This window comes from Falsochrobactrum ovis, assembly GCF_003259955.1.
In the GTDB taxonomy this organism is placed as follows: Bacteria; Pseudomonadota; Alphaproteobacteria; order Rhizobiales; family Rhizobiaceae; genus Brucella; species Brucella ovis_A.
On sequence record NZ_QLMK01000001.1, the window covers coordinates 217,511 to 238,771 of the forward strand.

Sequence of the window (21,261 nt, forward strand, 5' to 3'; positions counted from 1 at the left end):
AGACTTTTTCGAGGGCGAGGGCGAGGGCGAGGGCGAGGGCGAGGGCGAGGGCGAGGGCGAGGGCGAGAGTCTCGCGGGTTTAATCCACCGATCCAACCAAAAGATTGTCCAATACTTCAATATCGACCCAGCGACCGCTATGGGAAGCAGATTGGCGCTTGAGAAATGTATAATCTGATTCATCCCAGCGCATAACTTTATCGGTCAGATTATCCAAAATGAAATCACCATGATCTGTGCGAACGGTGAGGACTGCATGGCCTTCGCCATCGGGCTTGCGTACCACCGTGATCAATAGATCAGTCATCGGGATGCCGGCCTTAGCCAATTCACGCTGCTTAAGAAGCACATAATCTTCGCAATCTCCGACGCTGGTCGGATAGGCCCAATATTCCTCAACCCCGTATATTTCCAAATCGGTCATTGGCTGAATACGTTCATTGACCGAATGGTTGATTTCAACAATCTTTTGCCAATTGTCGATATTGAGCGCCAGCGGACGCGTATTGCGGCTTATAATATTGCACTCACGCGCTTCACGTTTGCAAAATTCGTAATGGCCGATCGGCTGAGATGTCAGTTTGCTCGTATGCATATAGGCGCTGGTGGAAGCTGCATCGGCGGCAAAGCTTGTGAAAAGAGCCGCAGCACCCAAACCAACAGCAACAACAAAATTTTTAGCCGAGCGAACTACGCAATACATACTCAACGCCTTTTTCACTGCCCGACGGGCACTTCTTAACAAAAAGTTAATGTAGAATTGGGGCTTAAGTCAATTCGGCGCGCTGTTTCCGCGCCCAACTTCTTAATTAATGGTTAACAAGGCAAAGGCGGTAAAAGCCTCGCATATTTTGAGTGGGTAAAATAAAAGCCACCGCAAAATTACGGTGGCCTATCAAATTCTTAATTTCATTTGCGAGATCAGAGTAGTGTGTAGCAAACCTTGGTGTGACCGGCATTGATGAAGCCCAGACGCGATGCGGCACCTTTGGAAAGATCCAGAATACGGCCCTTAATGAAGGGTCCGCGATCATTGATGCGAACAACGATCGATTTGCCATTTTTCTGATTGGTAACTTTAATTTTGCTGCCAAGTGGCAAAGTGCGATGGGCGGCGGTAATCCCTGCTGGGTTCATGCGCTCGCCTGAGGCCGTGCGTGACGTCAAAGCGTACCAGGATGCGCCGCCGCAGCGCGCTGATTTTGCCTCAGCCACATTAACGGACGCAATACCCGTCGCGGCCACGGCGAGCAAAGCCATACGAAAATTAATATGCATGCCATTTCCATGATTGTTTGAGGATGCGTGTCCGTTCCGTAAGAAAAGACGAGAGCCATTTGGAATCCAAATACGGCCCTAACGTGATGGAAATGAGAAGATTGCAGGGTATAAATCAATATAGGCAGGGAGGAAATATTTCCTACACTCTCAATTCTATGAGAATATATTGCATCATTTATTTATTATATTCCTGAGAGGAGTATTTTATTATGCGCTTTCCAAGCTATTCTTAATGTTGTTGCAGGGCTGTCCCTTGAGCTCCATAGAGTTATGATGCCGTTCAGCAGTAAAATCGTCGCTGGAAACTTTATTTAAGATGGACGGAGGGAGAATCTCTATTTCAGAGATAGACTTAACCGCCTCTGCCAAAGTTGAAAAATTAAGGCTTTTAAGCGCCATTTCGCAACTTTAAATTGAGCATAATCGCGGCTGCCTGTTTGTTGACATAAGGTTGATCAGGCCAGCTATGCAGGAATTCCACAATTCTGCTATGCTGGGATGCGCTTAAATTCAGAAATCTATGCTGGGTCAACTTTGCCGGGACAACTTTGAAAGATAAGCCTCTTCCACAAAAGCCGCACACTTTGCCCATGCGTGTTTTTTACCTTTGTTTGGGGTTTATTATGGTGGCGCTCGGTATCATTGGCGCTGTGTTGCCCGTCATGCCGACCACAATCTTTTTGATTCTTGCTGCATGGTGTTTTGCGCGTTCCTCGCCAAAGCTTGAGGCGCGATTATTGTCTCATCCACAATTTGGGCCATTGATCATCAAATGGCGAGAGCGCGGCGCTATTTCGCCGCGGGTCAAACTCTATGCCTGCGCTGGCATGCTATTTGGATATTGTCTCTTTTTCTGGACCACGCAGCCTAAATTGTGGCTCGCAACTGCGGTCGCGATCTTTATGCTTTGCTCGGCCATCTATGTGCTGACCCGCCCTTCCGATTAATCCATAACTATGGATTGTTACGGTTTGGTGGGTAAAGACCCTGTGATACAAAGCTGTAACATTACTGTCATATGAATGTTATATAGAGCGCGTAGACGACGACTGACGCTTAATGTCATATGTCTTTTACAGCAGGAGCTATCGCTCATGAACAAGATGATTTCCTCGACCGCGGCGCTTGCAATAGCTGCAGTTCTGTCGGTTTCCGCGGCTCAGGCGCGCGACCAGATCCAGGTGTCCGGTTCTTCAACCGTTCTGCCCTATGCCAAGATCGTCGCCGAGACTTTCGGTGAAACCTATCCAGACTTCAAAACCCCGGTCATCGAATCGGGCGGTTCTGGCGCTGGCATCAAGGAATTCTGCCGTGGTGTTGGTGAAGCGACCATTGATATCGCCAATGCATCACGCGCCATGAAAGATTCCGAACTCCAGTCCTGTATTGACGCAGGCGTCAAGGATGTGCAGGAAGTGCGTTTTGGCTATGACGGCATCGTTTTTGCGACCGCCGCAAATGGTCCTGACTGGAAGCTTAAGCCGGTCGATCTCTATCAGGCTCTTGCTGCCAAAGTGATTGTTGACGGCAAGCTGGTCGACAATCCATACACCAAGTGGAATGAGGTTAACGCCGATCTGCCAGATTGGGATATTGCGGCCTATATTCCAGGCGAAAAACACGGTACTCGCGAAGTTTTCGAAGAAAAGGTTCTTGCCGAAGGCTGCAAATCCTCGGGTGCTCTCGATGCGATTAAGGCAACTGGACTGGACGACAAGGCAGCCGCAGCGGCTTGTATTGCAGTTCGTAAAGACGGCAAAGCCGTTGATATTGATGGCGATTACAGCGAAACGCTGGCGCGTATCGAATCCAACAAAACCGGCGTTGGTGTTTTCGGTCTCTATTTCTACGAAAACAATGCAGACAAGTTGAGGGTTGCTAGCGTCAATGACGTAACACCAACGGCAGAAGCGGTTGCAACTGGTGAATATCCGATTTCTCGCCCGCTCTTTTTCTATGTAAAAAAGGCGCATCTGGGCGTTATCCCAGGGCTGAAGGAATATGTTGATTTCTTCCTCTCTGAGCAGATGGTTGGTCCCGATGGTCCTCTAGCCGAATATGGACTTGTTCCATCGCCGGATGCCGAGCGTGAAGAACAGCGTGTGAGCTTTACGGAAGGTAAAGTGCTGGCGGCTGAGTAATTATGATTGCGGGAATGCGGGGAGAACAGCCCTTCCCGCATTCTCTTTTTTGCAATGCTTCGATATAAGGCGCGCAATTCGGGATTGAGTCCGCCAATTGGGCCAGCCCTTTCATTCTGGACAACCGGGGAAATCGAATGTCCTTCTTTCTGGTTCTCATCAGTGTCGTCGCCATCGCGCTGATCGGTTTTTTTATCGGGCGGCAGCGCGCAGTCTCGCTCGATAGATCGCAGCCCACAACCAGTGCTTCCCCAAGGCGAGAAAAAATGCATTCTCGCCCGCACTATCACGGCTGGTGGGTGTTTCTTGTCTCGGCTCTGCCAGCAATTCTGTTTTTGGTGGTGTGGACTGTCGGCTCCACGATTTATCTGGATCAAACCGCTTCTTCGCGCTTGCCACAAGCAGTGGAGGAAAGCACCTCATTTAGTCGCAGCCTTCAGCTAAGCATGGTTCAAGGGCTGGCAGCCGGGCTTGATCGCCTCACACCGGAAGAGATCGAAACTTTTCCGCAAACCTATCAAGAAGCGCGCCAAATTTTGGGTGATAAGGGTGTTGCACTTGCGACCGAGGGTCAGGATTATATGGTCCCGATCGCGCTTTTCATCCACGAAGCTGATCGATTTCTGAAAACCATTGGCATGGTCTTGGCGCTGGTTATCGCCGTTACCGGTGCCATTTTTGGCCTTTCAGGCATTAGCCATCGCAAGCGAGCCCGCAATAATGTCGAGCGCGTCGTGCTTTGGGGGCTGATCGCTGCCTCAGCAATCGCAATATTGACGACCATCGGCATTATTTTCTCGATGCTGTTTCAAACCATCAGCTTTTTCAAGTCGATACACCCGATGGATTTCCTGTTTGGAACCGTTTGGGATCCGCGCTTTGCAGCAGCAGGATCTGGCGGCGAGGTCGGGCAATTCGGCCTTATACCGCTATTGGCGGGTACACTTTATATTGCATTTGTGGCAATGCTTTTTGCGGTGCCGGTGGGACTGTTTTCTGCAATTTATATGGCGGAATATGCGTCTCCCAGAGTGCGCGCCATCATCAAGCCGGTGCTGGAATTGCTGGCAGGCATCCCGACAATCGTTTACGGTTTTTTCGCGCTGGTCGCAGTCGGACCTTTCTTACGCGACCTTTCTGCCGCAATAGCCGGCGGCCAAGGTTTCATCATGGCGCAAAGCGTTCTGACTGCGGGTCTGGTGATGGGTGTCATGCTCATTCCGTTCGTTTCTTCTTTGTCTGACGATATTATCACGGCCGTGCCCAGCTCGTTGCGCGATGGTTCGCTCGGCCTTGGTGCCACCCGTTCCGAGACGGTTAAACGCGTGGTCTTGCCCGCTGCCTTGCCGGGAATCGTCGGCGCTCTTCTGATGACCGCCTCGCGCGCAATTGGCGAAACAATGATCGTTGTGCTGGCGGCGGGCGTTGCAGCGCGCCTGACGATCAATCCGTTTGAAGCCATGACCACAATCACTGTCAAAATCGTCAATCAGCTCACCGGCGATCTGGAATTTAACTCTCCCCAGACGCTGGTTGCTTTCGCATTGGGTATCACGCTGTTTGTGCTCACATTGCTGATGAATATTTTTGCGCTCTATATCGTTCGTAAATATCGGGAGCAGTACGACTAATGACCGATGTGACCTCTACTGCTGCTGGCTCATCCGCACGGCCACAGCGCCGCGATATCGGATTAAAGCGTCGCTACGCTGCCGAACGCCGCTTCCGCCTTTATGGGATTATCGCCATCTCCATTGGCGTCTTCTTTCTCTGCGCTTTGCTATTTTCGGTTTTCTCCAAAGGCTATACGGCTTTCTGGCAGACGACGATCTATCTTCCGGTAGAACTGAGCGAGCAGGTTATCGACCCTTCAAACAAGCGCGAAACGGATCCCAATGTTCTCATTACCGCCAATTATCCGCAATTGGTGCGCGATGCGCTGGCTGAAAAGCTCGGTGTCGAGAAAAAGGATCGCGTGGCAATGCGCGAGCTCGGCCGGATTTATTCCGATGGCGTTCGCGTTCAGCTTCGTGAAATGATCATGAACGATCCATCATTGATCGGAACCACTCAGACCATTCCGGTTCTGGCCGGTGCTGATGTCGATTCTGCGTTTAAAGGGCAGATTGATCTGACGGTTGCTGAAGCCAATCGAAAAATATCTGATCGCCAGATCGGCTGGATGAAACATCTATCTGAAGAAGGCTTGATGAAACTGGCTTTCAACAAAGGTCTCTTTACCTTTGGTGCCTCAAGCCGACCGGAAACCTCTGGACTTGGCGTCGCTTTGCTTGGTTCACTTTATATGATGCTAATTGTTCTGGTGCTGGCACTGCCAATCGGCGTGGCCTCTTCCATTTATCTGGAAGAATTTGCCAAAAAGAACCGTTTCACCGATCTGATCGAAGTCAATATTAATAATTTGGCAGCGGTGCCTTCTATTGTGTTTGGTCTTTTGGGGCTGGCGGTCTTTATCAATTTCATGGGCTTGCCGCGTTCTGCCTCCATTGTAGGCGGTTTGGTGCTGACGCTGATGACATTGCCCACCATCATTATTGCGACCCGTTCCGCATTGCGTGCTGTTCCACCCTCAATCCGGGCTGCAGCTTTGGGACTGGGCGCTTCAAAAACTCAAATGGTTTTCCATCATGTTTTGCCACTGGCCGCACCCGGTATTCTAACGGGTACGATTATCGGATTGGCGCAGGCCCTGGGCGAAACTGCACCCTTGCTGCTGATCGGCATGGTGGCTTTTGTTGCCAATGTACCCTCCACCCCCATGGATCCAGCCACCGCATTACCGGTACAGATATTCATGTGGGCCAATGAGGCAGAACGAGCCTTTGTAGAACGCACATCGGGCGCTATTATCGTCCTGCTTCTGTTTCTGGCCGTGATGAATATTGCCGCAATCATTCTGCGCCGCCGTTTTGAGCGCCGCTGGTAAACGGGAGAGAAACGATGAATCTGATGACAGAACGATCTCTCGAAAAAGCCGTAGGAGACAAGATGAACGCCAATGCCCATGCAATAAAAATGCGCGGCGAAAAGGTCAGTGTATTTTATGGCGATAAGCAGGCCCTGTTTGATGTGGATCTGGAGATCCCCGAAAAGATGGTAACCGCACTTATCGGGCCATCGGGCTGCGGCAAGTCCACCTTTTTACGATCGCTCAATCGTATGAATGATACGATTGAAAACTGTCGTGTTGGCGGACTGATAACGCTTGATGATGAGGATATTTACGATCCCAAAATCGACGTGGTCGAACTGCGTGCGCGTGTCGGTATGGTGTTTCAGAAGCCTAATCCATTTCCGAAATCAATTTTTGAAAATGTGGCCTATGGTCCGCGTATTCATGGATTGGCCCGCTCGCGTTCAGAGCTTGAGGAAATCGTCGTCACCAGCCTGAAAAAGGCAAGCCTCTTCGAAGAAGTTAAGGACCGGTTGCACGATGCGGGAACCGGCCTTTCTGGGGGCCAGCAGCAGCGGCTTTGCATTGCACGCGCAATTGCTGTCAGCCCCGAAGTCATCCTGATGGACGAACCCTGTTCGGCACTTGATCCGATTGCAACCGCAAAGGTTGAAGAGCTGATTGATGAATTGCGTCAGAACTATACGATTGTGATCGTGACCCACTCAATGCAGCAGGCAGCACGCGTTTCTCAGCGCACCGCCATGTTCCATCTGGGAAATCTGGTCGAAGTCGGGGATACTGACAACATATTTACCGCTCCCACCGAAAAGCGCACCCAGGATTATATTACTGGCCGCTTTGGCTAGTGATAGGGCCGCAATTGCAGCTGCAAGGCGGCTGCAACGGGATTGAACAATAATTGCGGCATTCCCGCAATCTTGATTACGAGGTTCATCATGTCGTCACAGCATACTGTTCGCTCTTATGATGAGGAGCTAAAGTTCCTTACCCACAAGATTGCTGAAATGGGCGGCCATGCCGAACGCATGGTCGAACAATCCGTGGCCGCAATTATCAATGCCGACAAAGCCTTGGCCCAACGTGTTGTGTCCGACGATCTTATCCTTGATGCCGGTGAGCGCGAAATCGATGATAAGGCCGTTATGATCATCGCAAAGCGTCAGCCAATGGCGGTGGATCTGCGCGAAATCATCGGCGCGATTCGCATTTCGGCTGATCTTGAGCGGGTCGGAGATCTGGGCAAGAACATTGCCAAGCGTGTGGCAGCGGTTTCGGAATCCCGTCAGCCTGTAAAACTTTATCGCGGACTTGAAACGCTTGCCGAACTTGCGCTTACCCAGCTCAAAGATGTTCTGGATGCATATGCCTCGCGTTCTGTGCAGCAGATTAATATTGTGCGTGACCGCGATGATGAAATCGACGCCATGTATACGTCGCTGTTCCGCGAGCTGCTGACCTATATGATGGAAGATCCGCGCAATATCTCAGCTTGTACGCATCTATTATTCTGCGCCAAGAATATTGAGCGCATTGGTGATCATGCCACCAATATTGCCGAGACGGTTTACTACATCGTCACCGGCATGCAAATGCCAGCGGAGCGGCCAAAAGAAGACCTTAGCCACGGTATCGTCGTGGACGAAGCACGCAAACCTTAAACCAAACCGGTTTTGACCGGACAGTATTGAAATACGCGGCGGCGCGCCGTCGAAGGGATTTTTGCATCCTGCGTTCAGCCGGAATTAGACAGGAAATTAGCAATGGCGCAAGCACCAAGAATAGCAGTAGTGGAAGATGAAGAAGCGCTGAGCGAATTGCTGCGCTATAATCTTGAGGCTGAAGGCTATCAGGTTACCGCGATTATGCGTGGCGATGAAGCTGAGCTTGAACTGCGTGAAAATGTGCCTGATCTTCTGATTCTCGATTGGATGCTGCCTGGAGTTTCTGGAATTGAGCTTTGCCGCCGTCTGCGACAATGGCCTGAAACCGAACGACTGCCCATTATAATGCTCACCGCTCGCGGCGAGGAAAGCGAACGTGTGCGCGGGCTAAGCGTGGGGGCAGATGATTATGTCGTAAAGCCGTTTTCTACGCCTGAACTCCTCGCCCGCGTTAAAGCCACGCTAAGACGCGCTAATCCCAGCATTCTCTCGCATATCCTCAAAGTGGGTGATCTCGTTCTTGATCGCCAGCAGCACCGTGTTTACCGGCAGGAAACGGAAGTCCGTCTGGGACCAACCGAGTTTCGCTTGCTTGAATATTTTATGATGTCGCCGGGGCGTGTTTTCTCTCGCAGCCAGCTTTTAGATGGCGTCTGGGGTCCGGATATTTATGTCGATGATCGAACGGTTGATGTCCATGTCGGACGTTTGCGAAAAGCAATTAATATCAACCGTGCACCGGATCCGATCCGAACCGTGCGGGGCGCAGGTTATTCTTTTGGCTGAGCTGAAATTTATATCTCGATTAAAAGCCGCTTTTGAGCGGCTTTTTTGATGCCGTTATCGCGCCCGATTCGCAAGCAATCAGCGAATTCAGGGTGAAAACAGCGGATATCACGCTTTGTTACTCCCCGACAGCTAGATTTGAACGTGACATTTTACCGGGGCGATAAAAAGCAAAATTGAAGCCTTCCCGTCGAATTAACAAAGCATTTTTCATTTTTGGAAAACACTCGTGAGGCACGGCTCATAATAATTCAATTAAGGCAAGTTTTGTTTCTTTCGAAATCAAACACTTATAGAAAAGCCAAAGTATATTTATTGTTTATTAACCTCTTTAGGTTGATGAAAAGGTTAAAATACTCTTAACATCGACACATCAAAAATTCTCTGCTCAGTATTTTAGAGGGTCGGCAAATTTGACCACCCGCCTTTATTTGGCCTAAAAATTCCAAAATCTTTGAGCGCATTAGATTGAGCGACAGCTTTTCGCAAAGCCGCTCATGGCCTTGCATATTGCAACCATTTCGACGCGCCGTCGCAAATACGGTGCAAAACTTTTGAGACCTGACAATGAGGCAGAGCTGCTGATGCGCCCGGCTATGTGGAAATTATCTTTTATTCTCGGCCTGATAGTGTTGCCAGCTCTGGTAAGTGGCTGCACGACGACCGGTTCGACCGGGGATAAGGCCGCAGCAAGCCATGTGAAAACGCTCAAGGGCAAAAAAGTTTTTGCTTATACGGCTCGCGATAGGGAATGTCTCGAACGCGCCATGTATTTTGAAGCAAATCGATCAAGCCAGGATGGTTTGATCGCGGTCGGAACCGTGGTGATGAATAGACTTGCCAACGAGCGCTATCCCAACACGATTTGTGGTGTGGTGGGTCAGAAAAATCAATTTGCCCCGGGAGTTCTTACCCGCAAGATGAAAACCTTGCCTGATGTGCAAGCCGCAGCCGATGCGGTGCTCAAGGGCAAGCGCCATCCCGCCCTGAAAAATTCGATGTTCTTCCATACTGCCGGGTTAAAGTTTCCCTATCGCAACATGCATTATGTGCTCGTAGCAGGGGGAAATTCTTTCTACGAAAAGCGCAAGCGCGATGGTTCGCTTGAAAATCCTGTTCCGCAAACGCCGATGCAAATGGCCTTTGTTTCCACCTCGGGTGAAAAAGAGCGCGTGGCGCCAGAGATGAAGCCCGCGACAGAAACGGTTCAGATAGCTTTAGCTGAAAAGCCTCAGGGACAGGAACCAGTGCAAGGAAAGAGCGGGCAAGATCTGCAACAGCTTGCTTTAGTCGCGGTCAAGCCGGTAGATAAGCCAAAGGCTGAGCAGTTTGAAACTTATGAATCTGCAAAACTTCATAAAACATCCGCCAATGAAAGCTCGAGCGAAATGCTTGGTTATGGAGCTGAGCGCAAGCATGTGGATGAAATAGGCGCCTTGTTGCTGGCTCAAGATCGCTCGACCCACCCACTTTGATCGTGAAGCCTTCAGCTATTTTTTAACGCGGACGGGAACCCGCCTATAGACCGGCTGATAGATCACCATCGGCTGTTCGGTGCGGATTTCCCATGCACGGCGCTCTGCCCGCCTGTCGAGATCAAGTTTCAGCAAACATTCAGCAAAAGCATCGGTGTTTTTTCGAAAACCATAATCCTGACATGCTTGTTCATCTGCTGCGCGGCGCTGTTCCGGGGTCATCGTGGTGCATCCTCCTAGAAAGACGCTAAAGCCCAGAGCGGTCGCAACTATTTTCATTCTCATAATATTGTTTTCCGGTGCCGATCTAATATTGCTGTCATAGTATATCTTGCACAAGCGAAAATGGGTGGCGAATTTACGAGGTCTGCTAAACTGTAGGTGATTCTTCGACAAAAAGGTTCGCCACTACATGACTTATGCCATTAATAATTCTGTGATCGATCCCGTAAAACTTGAACGTTTGGCCGAAGTTGCCATACGCGTGGGTCTGCAACTGCGTGAGGGGCAGGATCTGGTCATCACTGCTCCAGTTGTTGCATTGCCGCTGGTGCGTCTTATCGCAAAACACGCCTATAAGGCTGGCGCAGGCTTGGTAACTCCCTTTTTTTCTGACGATCAGCTGGCTCTGACGCGCTATGAAAATGCTCCTGATGAGAGTTTTGATCGCGCCGCCAATTGGCTCTATGAAGGCATGGCAAAAGCCTATGCAAATGGTGCCGCCCGCCTGGCAATTGCTGCGGATAATCCAATGCTGCTTTCTGCGCAGGATTCGTCGAAAGTCGCACGCGCTAACCGCGCCAACTCGATTGCTTATCAGCCCGCTCTCGAAAAAATTGCAGGATTTGATATTAATTGGAACATTATTTCCTATCCAAACCCCGATTGGGCTAAGCTGGTTTTCCCCGATGATGCGCCCGATGACGCAACGCGTAAATTGGCAGATGCGATTTTCGCCGCTTCGCGGGTGGATGTGGACGATCCTGTCAATGCTTGGAACGCGCATAATGCGGCATTGCGTTCACGCACCGGCTTTCTGAATGGCAAGAACTTCTCAGCCCTGCATTTCACCGGCCCCGGCACCGATCTGACGGTGGGTCTGGCCGATGGGCATGAATGGCATGGCGGCGCGTCGGTAGCGAAAAATGGAATTACTTGCAATCCAAACATTCCGACAGAAGAAGTCTTTACCACGCCGCACGCTTTGCGGGTGAGCGGCCATGTTTCAAGCACCAAGCCTCTCTCGCATCAGGGAACATTGATTGACAATATTTCCGTAAAATTTGAGGAAGGCCGTATTGTCGAAGCAAAAGCCAGCCGTGGTGAAGAAGTGCTGCTGAAAGTACTCGATACGGATGAGGGCGCACGCAGATTGGGTGAGGTGGCATTGGTGCCGCATTCTTCGCCAATTTCGCAAAGCGGACTGCTATTTTACAACACGCTTTTTGATGAAAATGCCGCCAGCCATATCGCGCTTGGACAGTGCTATTCAAAATGCTTTGTCGATGGCGCCAATCTCAGCGCCGAGCAGATCGCCGCACAGGGCGGAAATTCAAGCCTTATTCACATTGATTGGATGATCGGTTCCGATCAAATCGATGTCGATGGCATCAATGCGGATGGCAGCCGTGAACCTGTGATGCGCGGCGGCGAATGGGCCTAACGCAGCTTTGAAACGGATAAAGGAAAGGCCGGAATTTCCGGCCTTACCTGCTTTACTGCACATGAGCTTCCAGAAACCAAAGAGCTTTATCGAGGCTGCGTGAAGCGGCGGTGAAAATATCTGCACTATCAGCGTCACCGGCTTCATCGGCGTCATCAATGGATTTGCGCACCAGATTTGCGACATCTCCATAGCGTTCGATCAGCGCGTCAAGGTGATCAGCTATGGAAGAAATATCGGTCGGATAGGGCGCGAGCTTTGATTCTTTAGCGACAGTCTGAGTGGTGCCGAAAGCATACCCTCCCAGTTGCACAGCACGTTCTGCTACCGTATCGACATGCTGGTCGAGGTCTAATCGGAAAGTGTCTAGCATTTCATGAACCGCAATAAATTGCGGACCTTTGATGTTCCAGTGGGCTTGTTTGGTGATCAGCGCAAGATCAATCAGCGCCGCCAAATTTTGATTAAGCAGAGCAATCACACTGGTTTTGGTATTGGAGGGAAGATCATTGCGGGTAGGATGTATTTGTTTCTTGGCCATATTTTCCTCGTCATGTCCTATAATCGGTAGGAGCATCCGGGCCAGAATCGCTTGGTTGCACAATTGGTGGCAAGTTTGACAAAAAAAGCCCTCACAAACTACAATGCCTTACTTGCCCTTTTGTTTCCGACAGGGTGGTAATTTTTATCATGTTTGATGCTATGGCTTGTAGCGCGACGAATTCTGATCTACGCGAAAGCTTATGAAGATACTTTCCATTGATACCGCTGCCTCATACTGCGCCGTTGCGATCTACGATGCGACGCGCGATGCTGTGCTTGCTCAAACCAGCGAAAATATCGGCAAAGGTCATGCCGAAGTGCTGATGGACTATATTGAGCGCGCTGTGAGCAAGAGCGCAATCGCAATGTCTGATATAGATCGGGTTGCGGTCAATATCGGTCCCGGCTCGTTTACCGGAGTTCGGATCGGCGTGTCCGCAGCGCGTGGCTTCGCATTAGCGCTCAATTGCCCGGCAATTGGTATTACGGCATTTGAAGCGCTGGCTTTCGAGGCGCAAGAACTCAATCCGCTAAACCCGGTTCTTGTGCTGCTTGAAGCGCATCGCGGTGAAATTTACGCGGCAAATTTTAATGCCGACGGAAAAATCCTGTCTGCTCCAGAAGTGCTCTCGCGCGAAGAGGCTGCCGCGCTTGCAGCAAAGCAAATTGATGAAACAATATTTGCAGGCTCCGCTGCCAGCGCAATCAACGAGGCGCTGGGTGGGCGTTTTCAAGTCGCGCGGGGAGAACCCACCGCAAGCATTGCGACCTATGCAAAACTGGCAGCGCTAAAACAGCCGGGTCAGGCACCAAAGCCGCTTTATATGCGCGGCCCCGATGCCAAACCGCAGACCGGCTTTGCCTTGCCGCGCCGGACTGCCGGGGATTAGCGCGATGATGAGTTTTTTGCTGGAGCGGTTTGCTAGAAAACCCGTTTTGGTCGAGCCACTCAATGCAAGCTTCAGTGGCGAAATTCATCGCATTCACGCGCATGTTTTTCACCATAGCTGGAGTTCGGATGATTTCCGCTCCCTGATTGCGCAGGATACGGTTTTTGGCTTTATCGCCCGGCAGCAAGGAAAGCCTGACAAAATATCGGGTTTTGTGCTGGCGCGACTGGTTGCAGGCGAGGCGGAAATACTCACCATTGCGGTGGAGCTTGATGCGCAGCGCCATGGAATTGGCCGCGCATTGATGGATGCGGTGCTGCGTCATCTTTACCAGGAACGCGCCGAGAGCCTGTTTTTGGAAGTGGATGAGACCAATATTGCAGCGCTCACCCTTTATCGCCGACTGGGTTTTAACAAAGTCGGCACCCGACCAGCCTATTACGAAACGAAGAATGGTCGCTCTTCCGCTCTTGTCCTGCGGCGAGATTTGGTGAGGCCGCAATGATCGGCCTTATCCGAACCTCGCTGGTGCTGGCTGCATTTGTTGTTTTGAGCCTCTCACTCATTCCCGTGCAGTATGTTTTCTTAAGGCTAAAGAATGGCTGGAAAACCGCTTTGCCGGTTTTCTTCCATCGCATCGTGGCGAGGCTGTTTGGGTTTCGTATCCACATTCACGGCGAAATGCAGACCGATAGACCGCTTTTGCTGGTCTCAAACCATATTTCCTGGAGTGATATTGTTGTTCTTTCGGCTGTAGGCCCGGTTTCTTTCATAGCGAAATCGGAAGTCAAAAACTGGCCAATCTTTGGCATGTTTGCAGTATTGCAACGCACCGTTTTCGTCGAGCGGGAACGGCGCGGCAAAACCGCAAAACAAGCTTCTGAAATTGCCCGCAGGCTAGCGGGCGGGGATGTTATGGTGCTTTTTCCGGAAGGTACAACCTCAGATGGTAACCGCGTGCTACCTTTCAAAACAGCCCTTTTTGGTGCAGCTCATGCCGCAATTCGCGAGACGGATGTGGATGAAGTGATTGTTCAACCGGTCGCCATCGCCTATATAAGGCTGCATGGCATGGCCATGGGTCGTTATTATCGCCCGATTGTTTCTTGGCCCGGTGATGTCGAATTATTGCCGCATCTCAAAGGCATTTTGCGTGAAGGTGCGATCGATGTTGAAGTCCGTTTCGGCGAGCCCATAAGGGTGACTGCCGAGACAAATCGCAAAACTCTGGCGCAAATAAGCGAAAAACGCGTCCGTACATTGTTGCAAAGCGCGCTGCTTCAGCGCGAAATTTCAGACGAATGATAGCTGAAGAGTTTATCACCTTCCAATAGAGCGATAAAAACTGTAGATAGCCGCCATGAGCGAAGATATGACACAGATCCAAAACACGCCGGACGTCAGCAAAACCCGTAAGGTTTTCGTCAAAACCTATGGCTGCCAGATGAATGTTTATGACAGCCAGCGTATGGCCGATAGTCTCGCAGCGGAAGGCTATGTCGCCACCGATACGCCCGAAGATGCGGATCTGGTGCTGCTCAACACATGCCATATTCGCGAAAAAGCTTCGGAAAAGCTCTATTCTGCGCTTGGCCGTCTGCGCAAAATGAAAAATACGCGTGAAGCCAATGGCAAGGAAATGACCATCGGCGTTGCAGGCTGTGTCGCGCAAGCGGAAGGGCAGGAAATTCTGCGCCGTGCGCCGAGCGTCGATCTGGTGATCGGACCTCAGACCTATCACCGCCTTCCCAATGCGTTGTCACGCGTTCGTGGCGGTGAAAAAGTGGTCGAAACTGAATATGCGCTGGAAGATAAATTTGAACATCTTCCTGCCCCCACGCGTGAGCAAACGCGCAAGCGCGGTGTGTCCGCCTTTGTGACAGTTCAGGAAGGCTGCGACAAATTTTGCACTTTCTGCGTTGTGCCCTATACCCGAGGTTCGGAAGTTTCACGCAGCGTCGCGCAAATCGTTGCTGAGGCCGAACGTCTGGCCGATAGCGGCGTGCGAGAAATCACTCTGCTCGGCCAAAATGTTAATGCCTGGCACGGCGTAGGCGATGATGGCCGCGAATGGGGCTTAGGCGAATTATTGTTCCGTCTGGCGCGAATTCCCGGCATAGCTCGGCTGCGTTACACCACCAGCCATCCGCGCGATATGGATGATGCGCTAATTGCCGCCCATCGTGATCTGCGGCAATTAATGCCCTATTTGCACCTCCCGGTTCAATCGGGTTCAGATCGTATCCTGAAAGCCATGAACCGGCGCCATAAGGCGGACGAATATCTGCGCCTGATCGAGCGTATCCGCAAAGCGCGCCCGGATCTCGCCCTTTCCGGCGATTTCATCGTTGGTTTCCCCGGTGAAACAGATCAGGATTTTGAAGACACAATGCAGCTTGTGCGAGAGGTGAATTACGCACAAGCCTATTCGTTCAAATATTCGCCACGTCCTGGTACTCCCGGTGCAGAACTTGATGACCACGTGGAAGAAGCTGTCAAGGATGAGCGTCTTCAACGACTACAAGCACTGCTTTCCGAACAGCAATATGCGTTTCAGGAAACGATGATTGGTCGTGAAATGGATGTGCTGATTGAAAAGCCCGGTCGTTTTGCCGGACAAATGGTCGGCCGTTCACCATGGTTGCTTCCGGTTATTGTTGAAGAGAATGACGATCCGATCGGCCAGATCATCAATGTAAAAATTATAGCCACCGGTACCAATAGTCTTGTTGCGCAAAAATGCGCCTGAAGGCATGATGGAGATGAGGCAGCTCAAGGTGAGGGAGACTTTGCGTGAACTCTGCCGGTAATATGATAGCAATACCTTTAACAGGTGAATTGGGGAGATCCGGTTGAGCGCCACGGAAAATTTGTCATCTGCCAAGCCAACCACTCAAATGCAAAAAAGCCCGACCGGCGGTCCAGCAGCCGGGGCTTCAGATATGGCCCATATCGTACTGACATTCGATAATAACCGCCTTGCCAGCGCTCTTTATGGCCAATTTGACGAGAATTTGGCTCGTATTGAGCAAAAACTCGGCATTGATGTTCGTTCAAAGGGTAATCAGCTTACGATTCGTGGCGAGCCAACCGCGACCGAGCAGGCGCGGCGTGCGCTCGAACAGCTTTACGAATATTTGCAAAAGGGCCATGAATTATCGCCTTCTGATGTCGATGGCGCATTGCGCATGGCTATTGCTGCGGATGATCAGCTTACGCTGCCCACCTTGGAAACAAAGGGAAAAATATCCGCAGCGCAAATTTCTACGCGTAAAAAGACCATCTTCGCCCGCACGGCAACGCAGGACGCCTATATGCGGGCGCTTGATCGTTCAGAATTGGTCTTTGGCGTTGGGCCCGCAGGAACCGGTAAAACCTATCTGGCCGTCGCTCATGCGGCAATGTTGCTTGAGCGTGGACTGGTTGAGCGGATCATCCTATCGCGCCCGGCGGTTGAAGCGGGAGAGCGGCTTGGGTTCCTGCCCGGTGACATGAAGGAAAAAGTCGATCCTTATTTGCGGCCGCTTTATGATGCGCTTTATGATATGATGCCTGCCGAAAAGGTGGAGCGCGCGATTATTGCTGGCGTAATTGAGATTGCGCCTCTGGCTTTCATGCGTGGTCGAACGCTCGCACATTCAGCCGTTATTCTGGATGAAGCGCAGAACACAACATCAATGCAGATGAAGATGTTTCTGACGCGGCTTGGTGAAGGTTCACGCATGATTGTGACAGGCGACCCAAGCCAGATCGACCTGCCGTCGGGGCAGAAATCCGGCCTCGTGGAGGCGCTGCGTGTGCTGGACGCAGTTGAGTCGGTCATTAAGGTCCGCTTCACTGAAAAGGACGTGGTGCGACATCCGCTCGTGGCCGCAATTGTTGCTGCTTACGATAATGACGCCAAGAAACATTCGCGCTCGGAATAATGGTCGCTCTTGTAAACGGGTAATCAAATAACGATTTTACAAAACTATATCCGAGATTTGTCGGACGTCTCTTAACAATCAGAAGGATGCGGTGCGTATTGAGCGTATCGCGCAAGACGTGTCAGAAGCGCAAATAGATATTGATATTTTGGTTGAAGCCGGCAATTGGCCCGATGCAGAGGCTCTTGAACGGCTTGTGCAGCCAGCGCTCAAGGCTGCTTGGAGCAAGCTTGGTCTTGCGCCTGCTCAAACCGAGCTGAGTGTAGTTTTTACTGATGATCGCTCCATTCAACAGATCAACCAGCAATGGCGCGGCAAGGATAAGCCAACCAATGTGCTTTCTTTTCCGGCTTTTCCGGTCAAGGTTGGAGATCAGCCCGGCCCGATGCTTGGTGATATTATCATCGCACGTGAAACGGTTGAGCGTGAAGCTCTCGAAGAGGGCAAACCGCTCGAAAACCACCTGACACATCTTATTGTACATGGTCTTTTGCATCTTCTGGGTTACGATCATCAAACAGAAGAAGAGGCCGAAGCAATGGAACGGCTTGAGCGCGAAATTCTTCATGCTCTTGCCATCCCGGATCCTTATACTGTATCCGGTTTAATCATCGAAACAGATTGATCATGTCAGACCAAAGCACCAATTCATCCGCAGGCGAAAGCCGCACTGAAGCACAAGACCCAGACGGGCCAAGTAGGCAACGGCCACCGGCCGAAAAGCGATCGCTTCTTTCAAATATTTTTCCTTTCATACGCTCTCGGCAAACTTCCACATTGCGTGAAGATCTTGTCGATGCTGTCGCCAGTTCCGCCAGCGATCAGGGCGGTGCATTCTCTCCCGAAGAAAAGGCAATGTTGCAGAATATTCTGCGGCTACGTGAAATTCGTGTTGAGGATGTGATGATTCCCCGCGCCGATGTAGAGGCGATAGAAATCTCAACACCGCTGGGTGAGGCGCTTGAACAATTTGAGGCAACGGGCCGTTCGCGTATGCCCGTCTATGCTGAAACGCTGGATGATCCGCGCGGTATGATCCATATCCGCGACGTATTGAACTATATCACCAAACAATCCCGTGAGAAGGCGAACCGGCGAAACTCGGCAACACGCAAGCCAGCGGAAACTCGAAACGGCTCGACATTTGATATGAGCCGTATTGATCTTACCAAGCCGATTGGCGAACTTAATATCATGCGCAAGGTGCTGTTCGTGCCTCCCTCGATGATGGCGAGCGGACTAATGGCCCGCATGCAAGCAACCCATATCCAGATGGCGCTGGTCATTGATGAATATGGCGGCACCGATGGTCTGGTTTCGCTGGAAGACATTGTTGAAATGGTCGTCGGAGATATTGAAGACGAACATGATGACGAAGAAATCATGATCGCGGAAGAAGCCGACGGTGTTTTCGTGGTCGATGCACGCGCTGATCTGGATGAACTCACCCAAAGGATAGGACCATCGTTTGAAGTGGGCGAACATGGTGAGGATGTTGACACAATAGGTGGTCTGATTTTCTCTGATCTGGGACGGATTCCGGTCCGGGGAGAGGTGGTTCACGCCGTGCCCGGCTATGAGTTTCACGTATTGGAAGTCGATCCACGCCGTGTGAAGAAAGTGCGTATTGTTCCGCTATCGGAGGCGCACCGCCGTAGGCAGCAGCGCACTGCCGGATCCGGCAAAACCGGCGATGATACGGTAACGGAACTTATTGTTCGCTCGAAAGAGGGGTAATGATAAAGCGGCTGCGTGCGAGGATTGTTGCGTTAACTGGCTGGCACAGACCAGCTGTCGCGTTCCTCGCCGGCATTGTCGCAACCCTCACCCAGCCACCATTCGACTTCATCATTGCAGGTTTTCTGGCTTTTCCTGTGCTCCTTTGGCTCATTGAAGGGGCAGCGCCACGGGCGAATGCAGGGTTTCTCGGTCGGTTATTACCTTCATTCAAAACCGGGTGGTGGTTTGGCTTTGGCTACTTTGTTGCAGGCCTTTGGTGGATCGGGTCTGCACTTTTGGTCGACGCTGAAAACTTCGCCTGGGCTTTGCCCCTTGCAGTTCTTGGTCTTCCAGCTTTCTTAGCTTTTTTTTACGGACTGGCCGCCGCGATTGCGCGCCATTTTGGATCGCCGGGCTTAGGGGGTGTATTCTCACTAGCATTGGGATTTGCTTTTGCCGAATGGCTTCGCACTTTCCTTTTCACCGGCTTTCCGTGGAATGCTTTAGGCTACGCAATCATGCCGTGGCCGCTGCTCATGCAGACGGTGGCTGTAATTGGGCTGACAGGAATGGCGGCGCTTGCCGTGTTCCTATTCGCATCTCCCGCGCTCTTGGCAGGCGGCAGATTGGCAAAAACCGGTTTGATAGCAGCCCTTTGTCTTGGCATGCTGCATGTGGGATATGGCGCAGGCCTATTGTTATATGCACCAGCGACGGGCGAGCAAGTAACCTCGCTTTCGGTGCGCATCGTGCAGCCTTCTATTTCCCAGACTGTGAAATGGGATCAGGCCGAACGTCGCGCGATTTTTGATCAATATATTGCCATGTCGGTAGAGCCGCCAGCAGAAGGTAAGCCTTTTCCCGACGTAATTGTTTGGCCGGAAACTGCCGTTCCCTACATCTTGTCCTCAACGCCCGAGGCGCTAGAGCGAATTTCAGCGGCCCTGACCGATTATCAGGTTTTGCTGACGGGGGCAGTGCGGGAAGAGCCTGTCCCAAACCGGCCTTCACGCTATTATAATTCCATCCTTGCCATTAATGGGCAGGGCGAGATCGTGGATCATTCCGACAAGGTTCATCTTGTTCCCTTTGGCGAATATCTGCCTTTTGAAGGCCTGCTTCGCAACCTTGGCCTGCAAGAAGTCGTCGAGATGCCCGGCGGATTTACCGCTGCCAAATCACGCCATGCGATCAACGTGATGGAAGGGCAAACCTTTTTGCCTCTTGTCTGTTATGAGGCGATTTTCCCCGATGAGCTTAGCTATACTGGCCGCCAGCCCACGGCGATCGTTAATGTTACGAATGATGCCTGGTATGGTAACACACCGGGACCTTATCAACATTTCCGTCAGGCACAGATTAGAAGCATAGAGCAGGGACTTCCCCAGGTGCGCGCAGGCAATAATGGCGTGTCTGCGATCATCGATTCTTATGGACGAATCACTGCTCAGCTTCCGTTTAACGCAGTTAGTGTGATTGATGCTTATTTGCCCCCGGCTCATGTTCCGTTTTGGGGCGCGCCACCAGGGTTAAAACAAACCTATACGGTTCTATTAACTCTACTGATACTGTGTGTGTGGCTAAGGCTGTCGTCGCGACGGCCTTTTGATTGACAGTTTCGTCTCAATACCTGTTATATTGTGCCAGCGACAGTTTTTTCTGCAAAACCGTCGGATTACCTCCCGCCATGGAATATTGTGCCTCGATCTCGGGTCGAGAAAGAATGAAAGCTCGCAATTGCGAGGAGAAACCGCGTTATGACTGATAATAAAAAGAAGCCAAATCCTATTGATGTTCATGTCGGCAGCCGCATCCGCCTACGCCGCAATATGCTCGGATTCAGTCAAGAAAAACTCGGCGAAAACCTCGGAATTACTTTTCAACAGATTCAAAAATACGAAAAAGGCACCAATCGAGTGGGTGCCAGTCGTCTGCAGGCTATTTCAACGATTCTTTCTGTGCCCGTTTCCTTCTTTTTTGAAGGTGCACCCGGCTCAGGAGAGACCGGAAAAACTGGCTTTGCAGAAGAGAATGACGCGACCTATGTGGTGGATTTTCTCAATTCCAATGAGGGTGTGCAGCTTACGCGAGCCTTCACGCGCATATCAGACCCCAAAGTTCGTCGAAAAATCATCGATCTGGTCAAATCGCTCGCCGATGGTGAGTGATCACTATTTTGCGGAAGTTTTTTCAACCGCACCTTCCTTACGATAAGATTATGCATTGACGGTCCATTCC

Annotated in this window: 22 protein-coding genes; 18 read left to right on the forward strand and 4 right to left on the reverse strand. The window is 51.1% G+C overall.

Translation table 11 applies throughout. The features are described 5' to 3' along the window. Nucleotides 1-79: 79 nt before the first annotated feature. Both C7374_RS01035 and C7374_RS01040 read right to left on the reverse strand, forming a co-directional pair. Nucleotides 80-703: a transglutaminase-like cysteine peptidase gene (locus C7374_RS01035; RefSeq protein WP_111573756.1), complete on the reverse strand. Its 624-nt coding sequence runs from the start codon at nt 701-703 to the stop codon at nt 80-82. A gap of 218 nt (nt 704-921) precedes the next feature. Then, entirely contained in the window at nt 922-1,278 is a 357-nt protein-coding gene (locus tag C7374_RS01040; protein ID WP_111573757.1) for a septal ring lytic transglycosylase RlpA family protein, read from the reverse strand. 593 nt (nt 1,279-1,871) lie between these two features. Between C7374_RS01040 and C7374_RS01050 the strand changes: the two genes are divergently transcribed. The 8 genes from C7374_RS01050 to C7374_RS01085 all read left to right on the forward strand — a co-directional run bounded on the left by C7374_RS01050 (nt 1,872) and on the right by C7374_RS01085 (nt 10,282). Continuing rightward, nucleotides 1,872-2,228 (forward strand): YbaN family protein, encoded by a 357-nt coding sequence (locus C7374_RS01050; RefSeq protein ID WP_111574231.1) that lies wholly within the window; start codon nt 1,872-1,874, stop codon nt 2,226-2,228. A gap of 147 nt (nt 2,229-2,375) precedes the next feature. Beyond that, nucleotides 2,376-3,422, forward strand: a complete 1,047-nt coding sequence (locus C7374_RS01055; RefSeq protein WP_111573759.1) for a PstS family phosphate ABC transporter substrate-binding protein — start codon at nt 2,376-2,378, stop codon at nt 3,420-3,422. Between the two features lie 137 nt (nt 3,423-3,559). Further along, complete coding sequence (gene pstC, locus C7374_RS01060; protein ID WP_111573760.1) at nt 3,560-5,053, forward strand: phosphate ABC transporter permease subunit PstC; 1,494 nt, start codon at nt 3,560-3,562, stop codon at nt 5,051-5,053. Beyond that, a complete protein-coding gene (gene pstA / locus C7374_RS01065) occupies nt 5,053-6,369 on the forward strand; it encodes a phosphate ABC transporter permease PstA (RefSeq protein WP_111573761.1) in 1,317 nt (438 codons plus the stop codon). Before pstC ends, pstA begins: the two co-directional genes overlap by 1 nt. Before the next feature lie 14 nt (nt 6,370-6,383). Next, nucleotides 6,384-7,205: a phosphate ABC transporter ATP-binding protein PstB gene (gene pstB, locus C7374_RS01070; RefSeq protein WP_111573762.1), complete on the forward strand. Its 822-nt coding sequence runs from the start codon at nt 6,384-6,386 to the stop codon at nt 7,203-7,205. A gap of 90 nt (nt 7,206-7,295) precedes the next feature. Beyond that, nucleotides 7,296-8,018: a phosphate signaling complex protein PhoU gene (gene phoU / locus C7374_RS01075; RefSeq protein WP_111573763.1), complete on the forward strand. Its 723-nt coding sequence runs from the start codon at nt 7,296-7,298 to the stop codon at nt 8,016-8,018. A gap of 102 nt (nt 8,019-8,120) precedes the next feature. After that, a complete protein-coding gene (phoB, locus tag C7374_RS01080; protein ID WP_111573764.1) occupies nt 8,121-8,807 on the forward strand; it encodes a phosphate regulon transcriptional regulator PhoB in 687 nt (228 codons plus the stop codon). Nucleotides 8,808-9,391: 584 nt separating this feature from the next. Next, the gene (locus tag C7374_RS01085; protein WP_111574232.1) at nt 9,392-10,282 is read left to right on the forward strand and encodes a cell wall hydrolase; all 891 of its coding nucleotides are present in this window, start codon (nt 9,392-9,394) and stop codon (nt 10,280-10,282) included. Nucleotides 10,283-10,297: 15 nt separating this feature from the next. Here the strand turns inward: C7374_RS01085 and C7374_RS01090 are convergent, their stop codons facing one another. Beyond that, a complete protein-coding gene (locus C7374_RS01090) occupies nt 10,298-10,567 on the reverse strand; it encodes a hypothetical protein (RefSeq protein ID WP_111573765.1) in 270 nt (89 codons plus the stop codon). Nucleotides 10,568-10,694: 127 nt separating this feature from the next. Here C7374_RS01090 and C7374_RS01095 point away from each other — a divergent pair, with 127 nt between their 5' ends. Continuing rightward, on the forward strand, nt 10,695-11,945 hold the full coding sequence (locus C7374_RS01095) for an aminopeptidase (protein WP_111573766.1): 1,251 nt from the start codon (nt 10,695-10,697) through the stop codon (nt 11,943-11,945). Between the two features lie 52 nt (nt 11,946-11,997). On the opposite strand, the gene dps is transcribed toward C7374_RS01095, so the two are convergent. Next, entirely contained in the window at nt 11,998-12,486 is a 489-nt protein-coding gene (dps, locus tag C7374_RS01100) for a DNA starvation/stationary phase protection protein Dps (protein ID WP_111573767.1), read from the reverse strand. A 202-nt stretch (nt 12,487-12,688) separates the two neighbouring features. Here dps and tsaB point away from each other — a divergent pair, with 202 nt between their 5' ends. The 9 genes from tsaB to C7374_RS01145 all read left to right on the forward strand — a co-directional run bounded on the left by tsaB (nt 12,689) and on the right by C7374_RS01145 (nt 21,191). Then, on the forward strand, nt 12,689-13,378 hold the full coding sequence (gene tsaB / locus C7374_RS01105) for a tRNA (adenosine(37)-N6)-threonylcarbamoyltransferase complex dimerization subunit type 1 TsaB (protein ID WP_111573768.1): 690 nt from the start codon (nt 12,689-12,691) through the stop codon (nt 13,376-13,378). Nucleotides 13,379-13,382: 4 nt separating this feature from the next. Then, on the forward strand, nt 13,383-13,883 hold the full coding sequence (rimI, locus tag C7374_RS01110; protein ID WP_111573769.1) for a ribosomal protein S18-alanine N-acetyltransferase: 501 nt from the start codon (nt 13,383-13,385) through the stop codon (nt 13,881-13,883). Continuing rightward, nucleotides 13,880-14,683 (forward strand): lyso-ornithine lipid O-acyltransferase, encoded by an 804-nt coding sequence (olsA, locus tag C7374_RS01115; protein ID WP_111573770.1) that lies wholly within the window; start codon nt 13,880-13,882, stop codon nt 14,681-14,683. The genes rimI and olsA overlap by 4 nt, the downstream gene beginning before the upstream one ends. 55 nt (nt 14,684-14,738) lie before the next feature. Continuing rightward, a complete protein-coding gene (miaB, locus tag C7374_RS01120) occupies nt 14,739-16,127 on the forward strand; it encodes a tRNA (N6-isopentenyl adenosine(37)-C2)-methylthiotransferase MiaB (RefSeq protein WP_111573771.1) in 1,389 nt (462 codons plus the stop codon). Between the two features lie 103 nt (nt 16,128-16,230). Beyond that, complete coding sequence (locus tag C7374_RS01125) at nt 16,231-17,304, forward strand: PhoH family protein (protein ID WP_210205056.1); 1,074 nt, start codon at nt 16,231-16,233, stop codon at nt 17,302-17,304. Nucleotides 17,305-17,401: 97 nt separating this feature from the next. Then, on the forward strand, nt 17,402-17,929 hold the full coding sequence (gene ybeY, locus C7374_RS01130; protein WP_374849959.1) for an rRNA maturation RNase YbeY: 528 nt from the start codon (nt 17,402-17,404) through the stop codon (nt 17,927-17,929). A gap of 2 nt (nt 17,930-17,931) precedes the next feature. After that, the gene (locus C7374_RS01135) at nt 17,932-19,041 is read left to right on the forward strand and encodes a hemolysin family protein (protein ID WP_111573772.1); all 1,110 of its coding nucleotides are present in this window, start codon (nt 17,932-17,934) and stop codon (nt 19,039-19,041) included. Beyond that, entirely contained in the window at nt 19,041-20,636 is a 1,596-nt protein-coding gene (gene lnt, locus C7374_RS01140; RefSeq protein WP_111573773.1) for an apolipoprotein N-acyltransferase, read from the forward strand. Before C7374_RS01135 ends, lnt begins: the two co-directional genes overlap by 1 nt. A gap of 144 nt (nt 20,637-20,780) precedes the next feature. Further along, a complete protein-coding gene (locus C7374_RS01145) occupies nt 20,781-21,191 on the forward strand; it encodes a helix-turn-helix domain-containing protein (RefSeq protein ID WP_111573774.1) in 411 nt (136 codons plus the stop codon). Nucleotides 21,192-21,261 lie beyond the last annotated feature (70 nt).

Excerpts from the sequence above, each read along its gene's own strand:
- C7374_RS01035 (WP_111573756.1), bottom strand. The coding sequence starts at position 703 with ATGTATTGCGTAGTTCGCTCGGCTAAAAATTTTGTTGTTGCTGTTGGT.
- C7374_RS01040 (WP_111573757.1), bottom strand. The coding sequence starts at position 1,278 with ATGCATATTAATTTTCGTATGGCTTTGCTCGCCGTGGCCGCGACGGGT.
- C7374_RS01050 (WP_111574231.1), top strand. The coding sequence starts at position 1,872 with ATGCGTGTTTTTTACCTTTGTTTGGGGTTTATTATGGTGGCGCTCGGT.
- C7374_RS01055 (WP_111573759.1), top strand. The coding sequence starts at position 2,376 with ATGAACAAGATGATTTCCTCGACCGCGGCGCTTGCAATAGCTGCAGTT.
- pstC (WP_111573760.1), top strand. The coding sequence starts at position 3,560 with ATGTCCTTCTTTCTGGTTCTCATCAGTGTCGTCGCCATCGCGCTGATC.
- pstA (WP_111573761.1), top strand. The coding sequence starts at position 5,053 with ATGACCGATGTGACCTCTACTGCTGCTGGCTCATCCGCACGGCCACAG.
- pstB (WP_111573762.1), top strand. The coding sequence starts at position 6,384 with ATGAATCTGATGACAGAACGATCTCTCGAAAAAGCCGTAGGAGACAAG.
- phoU (WP_111573763.1), top strand. The coding sequence starts at position 7,296 with ATGTCGTCACAGCATACTGTTCGCTCTTATGATGAGGAGCTAAAGTTC.
- phoB (WP_111573764.1), top strand. The coding sequence starts at position 8,121 with ATGGCGCAAGCACCAAGAATAGCAGTAGTGGAAGATGAAGAAGCGCTG.
- C7374_RS01085 (WP_111574232.1), top strand. The coding sequence starts at position 9,392 with ATGCGCCCGGCTATGTGGAAATTATCTTTTATTCTCGGCCTGATAGTG.
- C7374_RS01090 (WP_111573765.1), bottom strand. The coding sequence starts at position 10,567 with ATGAGAATGAAAATAGTTGCGACCGCTCTGGGCTTTAGCGTCTTTCTA.
- C7374_RS01095 (WP_111573766.1), top strand. The coding sequence starts at position 10,695 with ATGACTTATGCCATTAATAATTCTGTGATCGATCCCGTAAAACTTGAA.
- dps (WP_111573767.1), bottom strand. The coding sequence starts at position 12,486 with ATGGCCAAGAAACAAATACATCCTACCCGCAATGATCTTCCCTCCAAT.
- tsaB (WP_111573768.1), top strand. The coding sequence starts at position 12,689 with ATGAAGATACTTTCCATTGATACCGCTGCCTCATACTGCGCCGTTGCG.
- rimI (WP_111573769.1), top strand. The coding sequence starts at position 13,383 with ATGATGAGTTTTTTGCTGGAGCGGTTTGCTAGAAAACCCGTTTTGGTC.
- olsA (WP_111573770.1), top strand. The coding sequence starts at position 13,880 with ATGATCGGCCTTATCCGAACCTCGCTGGTGCTGGCTGCATTTGTTGTT.
- miaB (WP_111573771.1), top strand. The coding sequence starts at position 14,739 with ATGAGCGAAGATATGACACAGATCCAAAACACGCCGGACGTCAGCAAA.
- C7374_RS01135 (WP_111573772.1), top strand. The coding sequence starts at position 17,932 with ATGTCAGACCAAAGCACCAATTCATCCGCAGGCGAAAGCCGCACTGAA.
- lnt (WP_111573773.1), top strand. The coding sequence starts at position 19,041 with ATGATAAAGCGGCTGCGTGCGAGGATTGTTGCGTTAACTGGCTGGCAC.
- C7374_RS01145 (WP_111573774.1), top strand. The coding sequence starts at position 20,781 with ATGACTGATAATAAAAAGAAGCCAAATCCTATTGATGTTCATGTCGGC.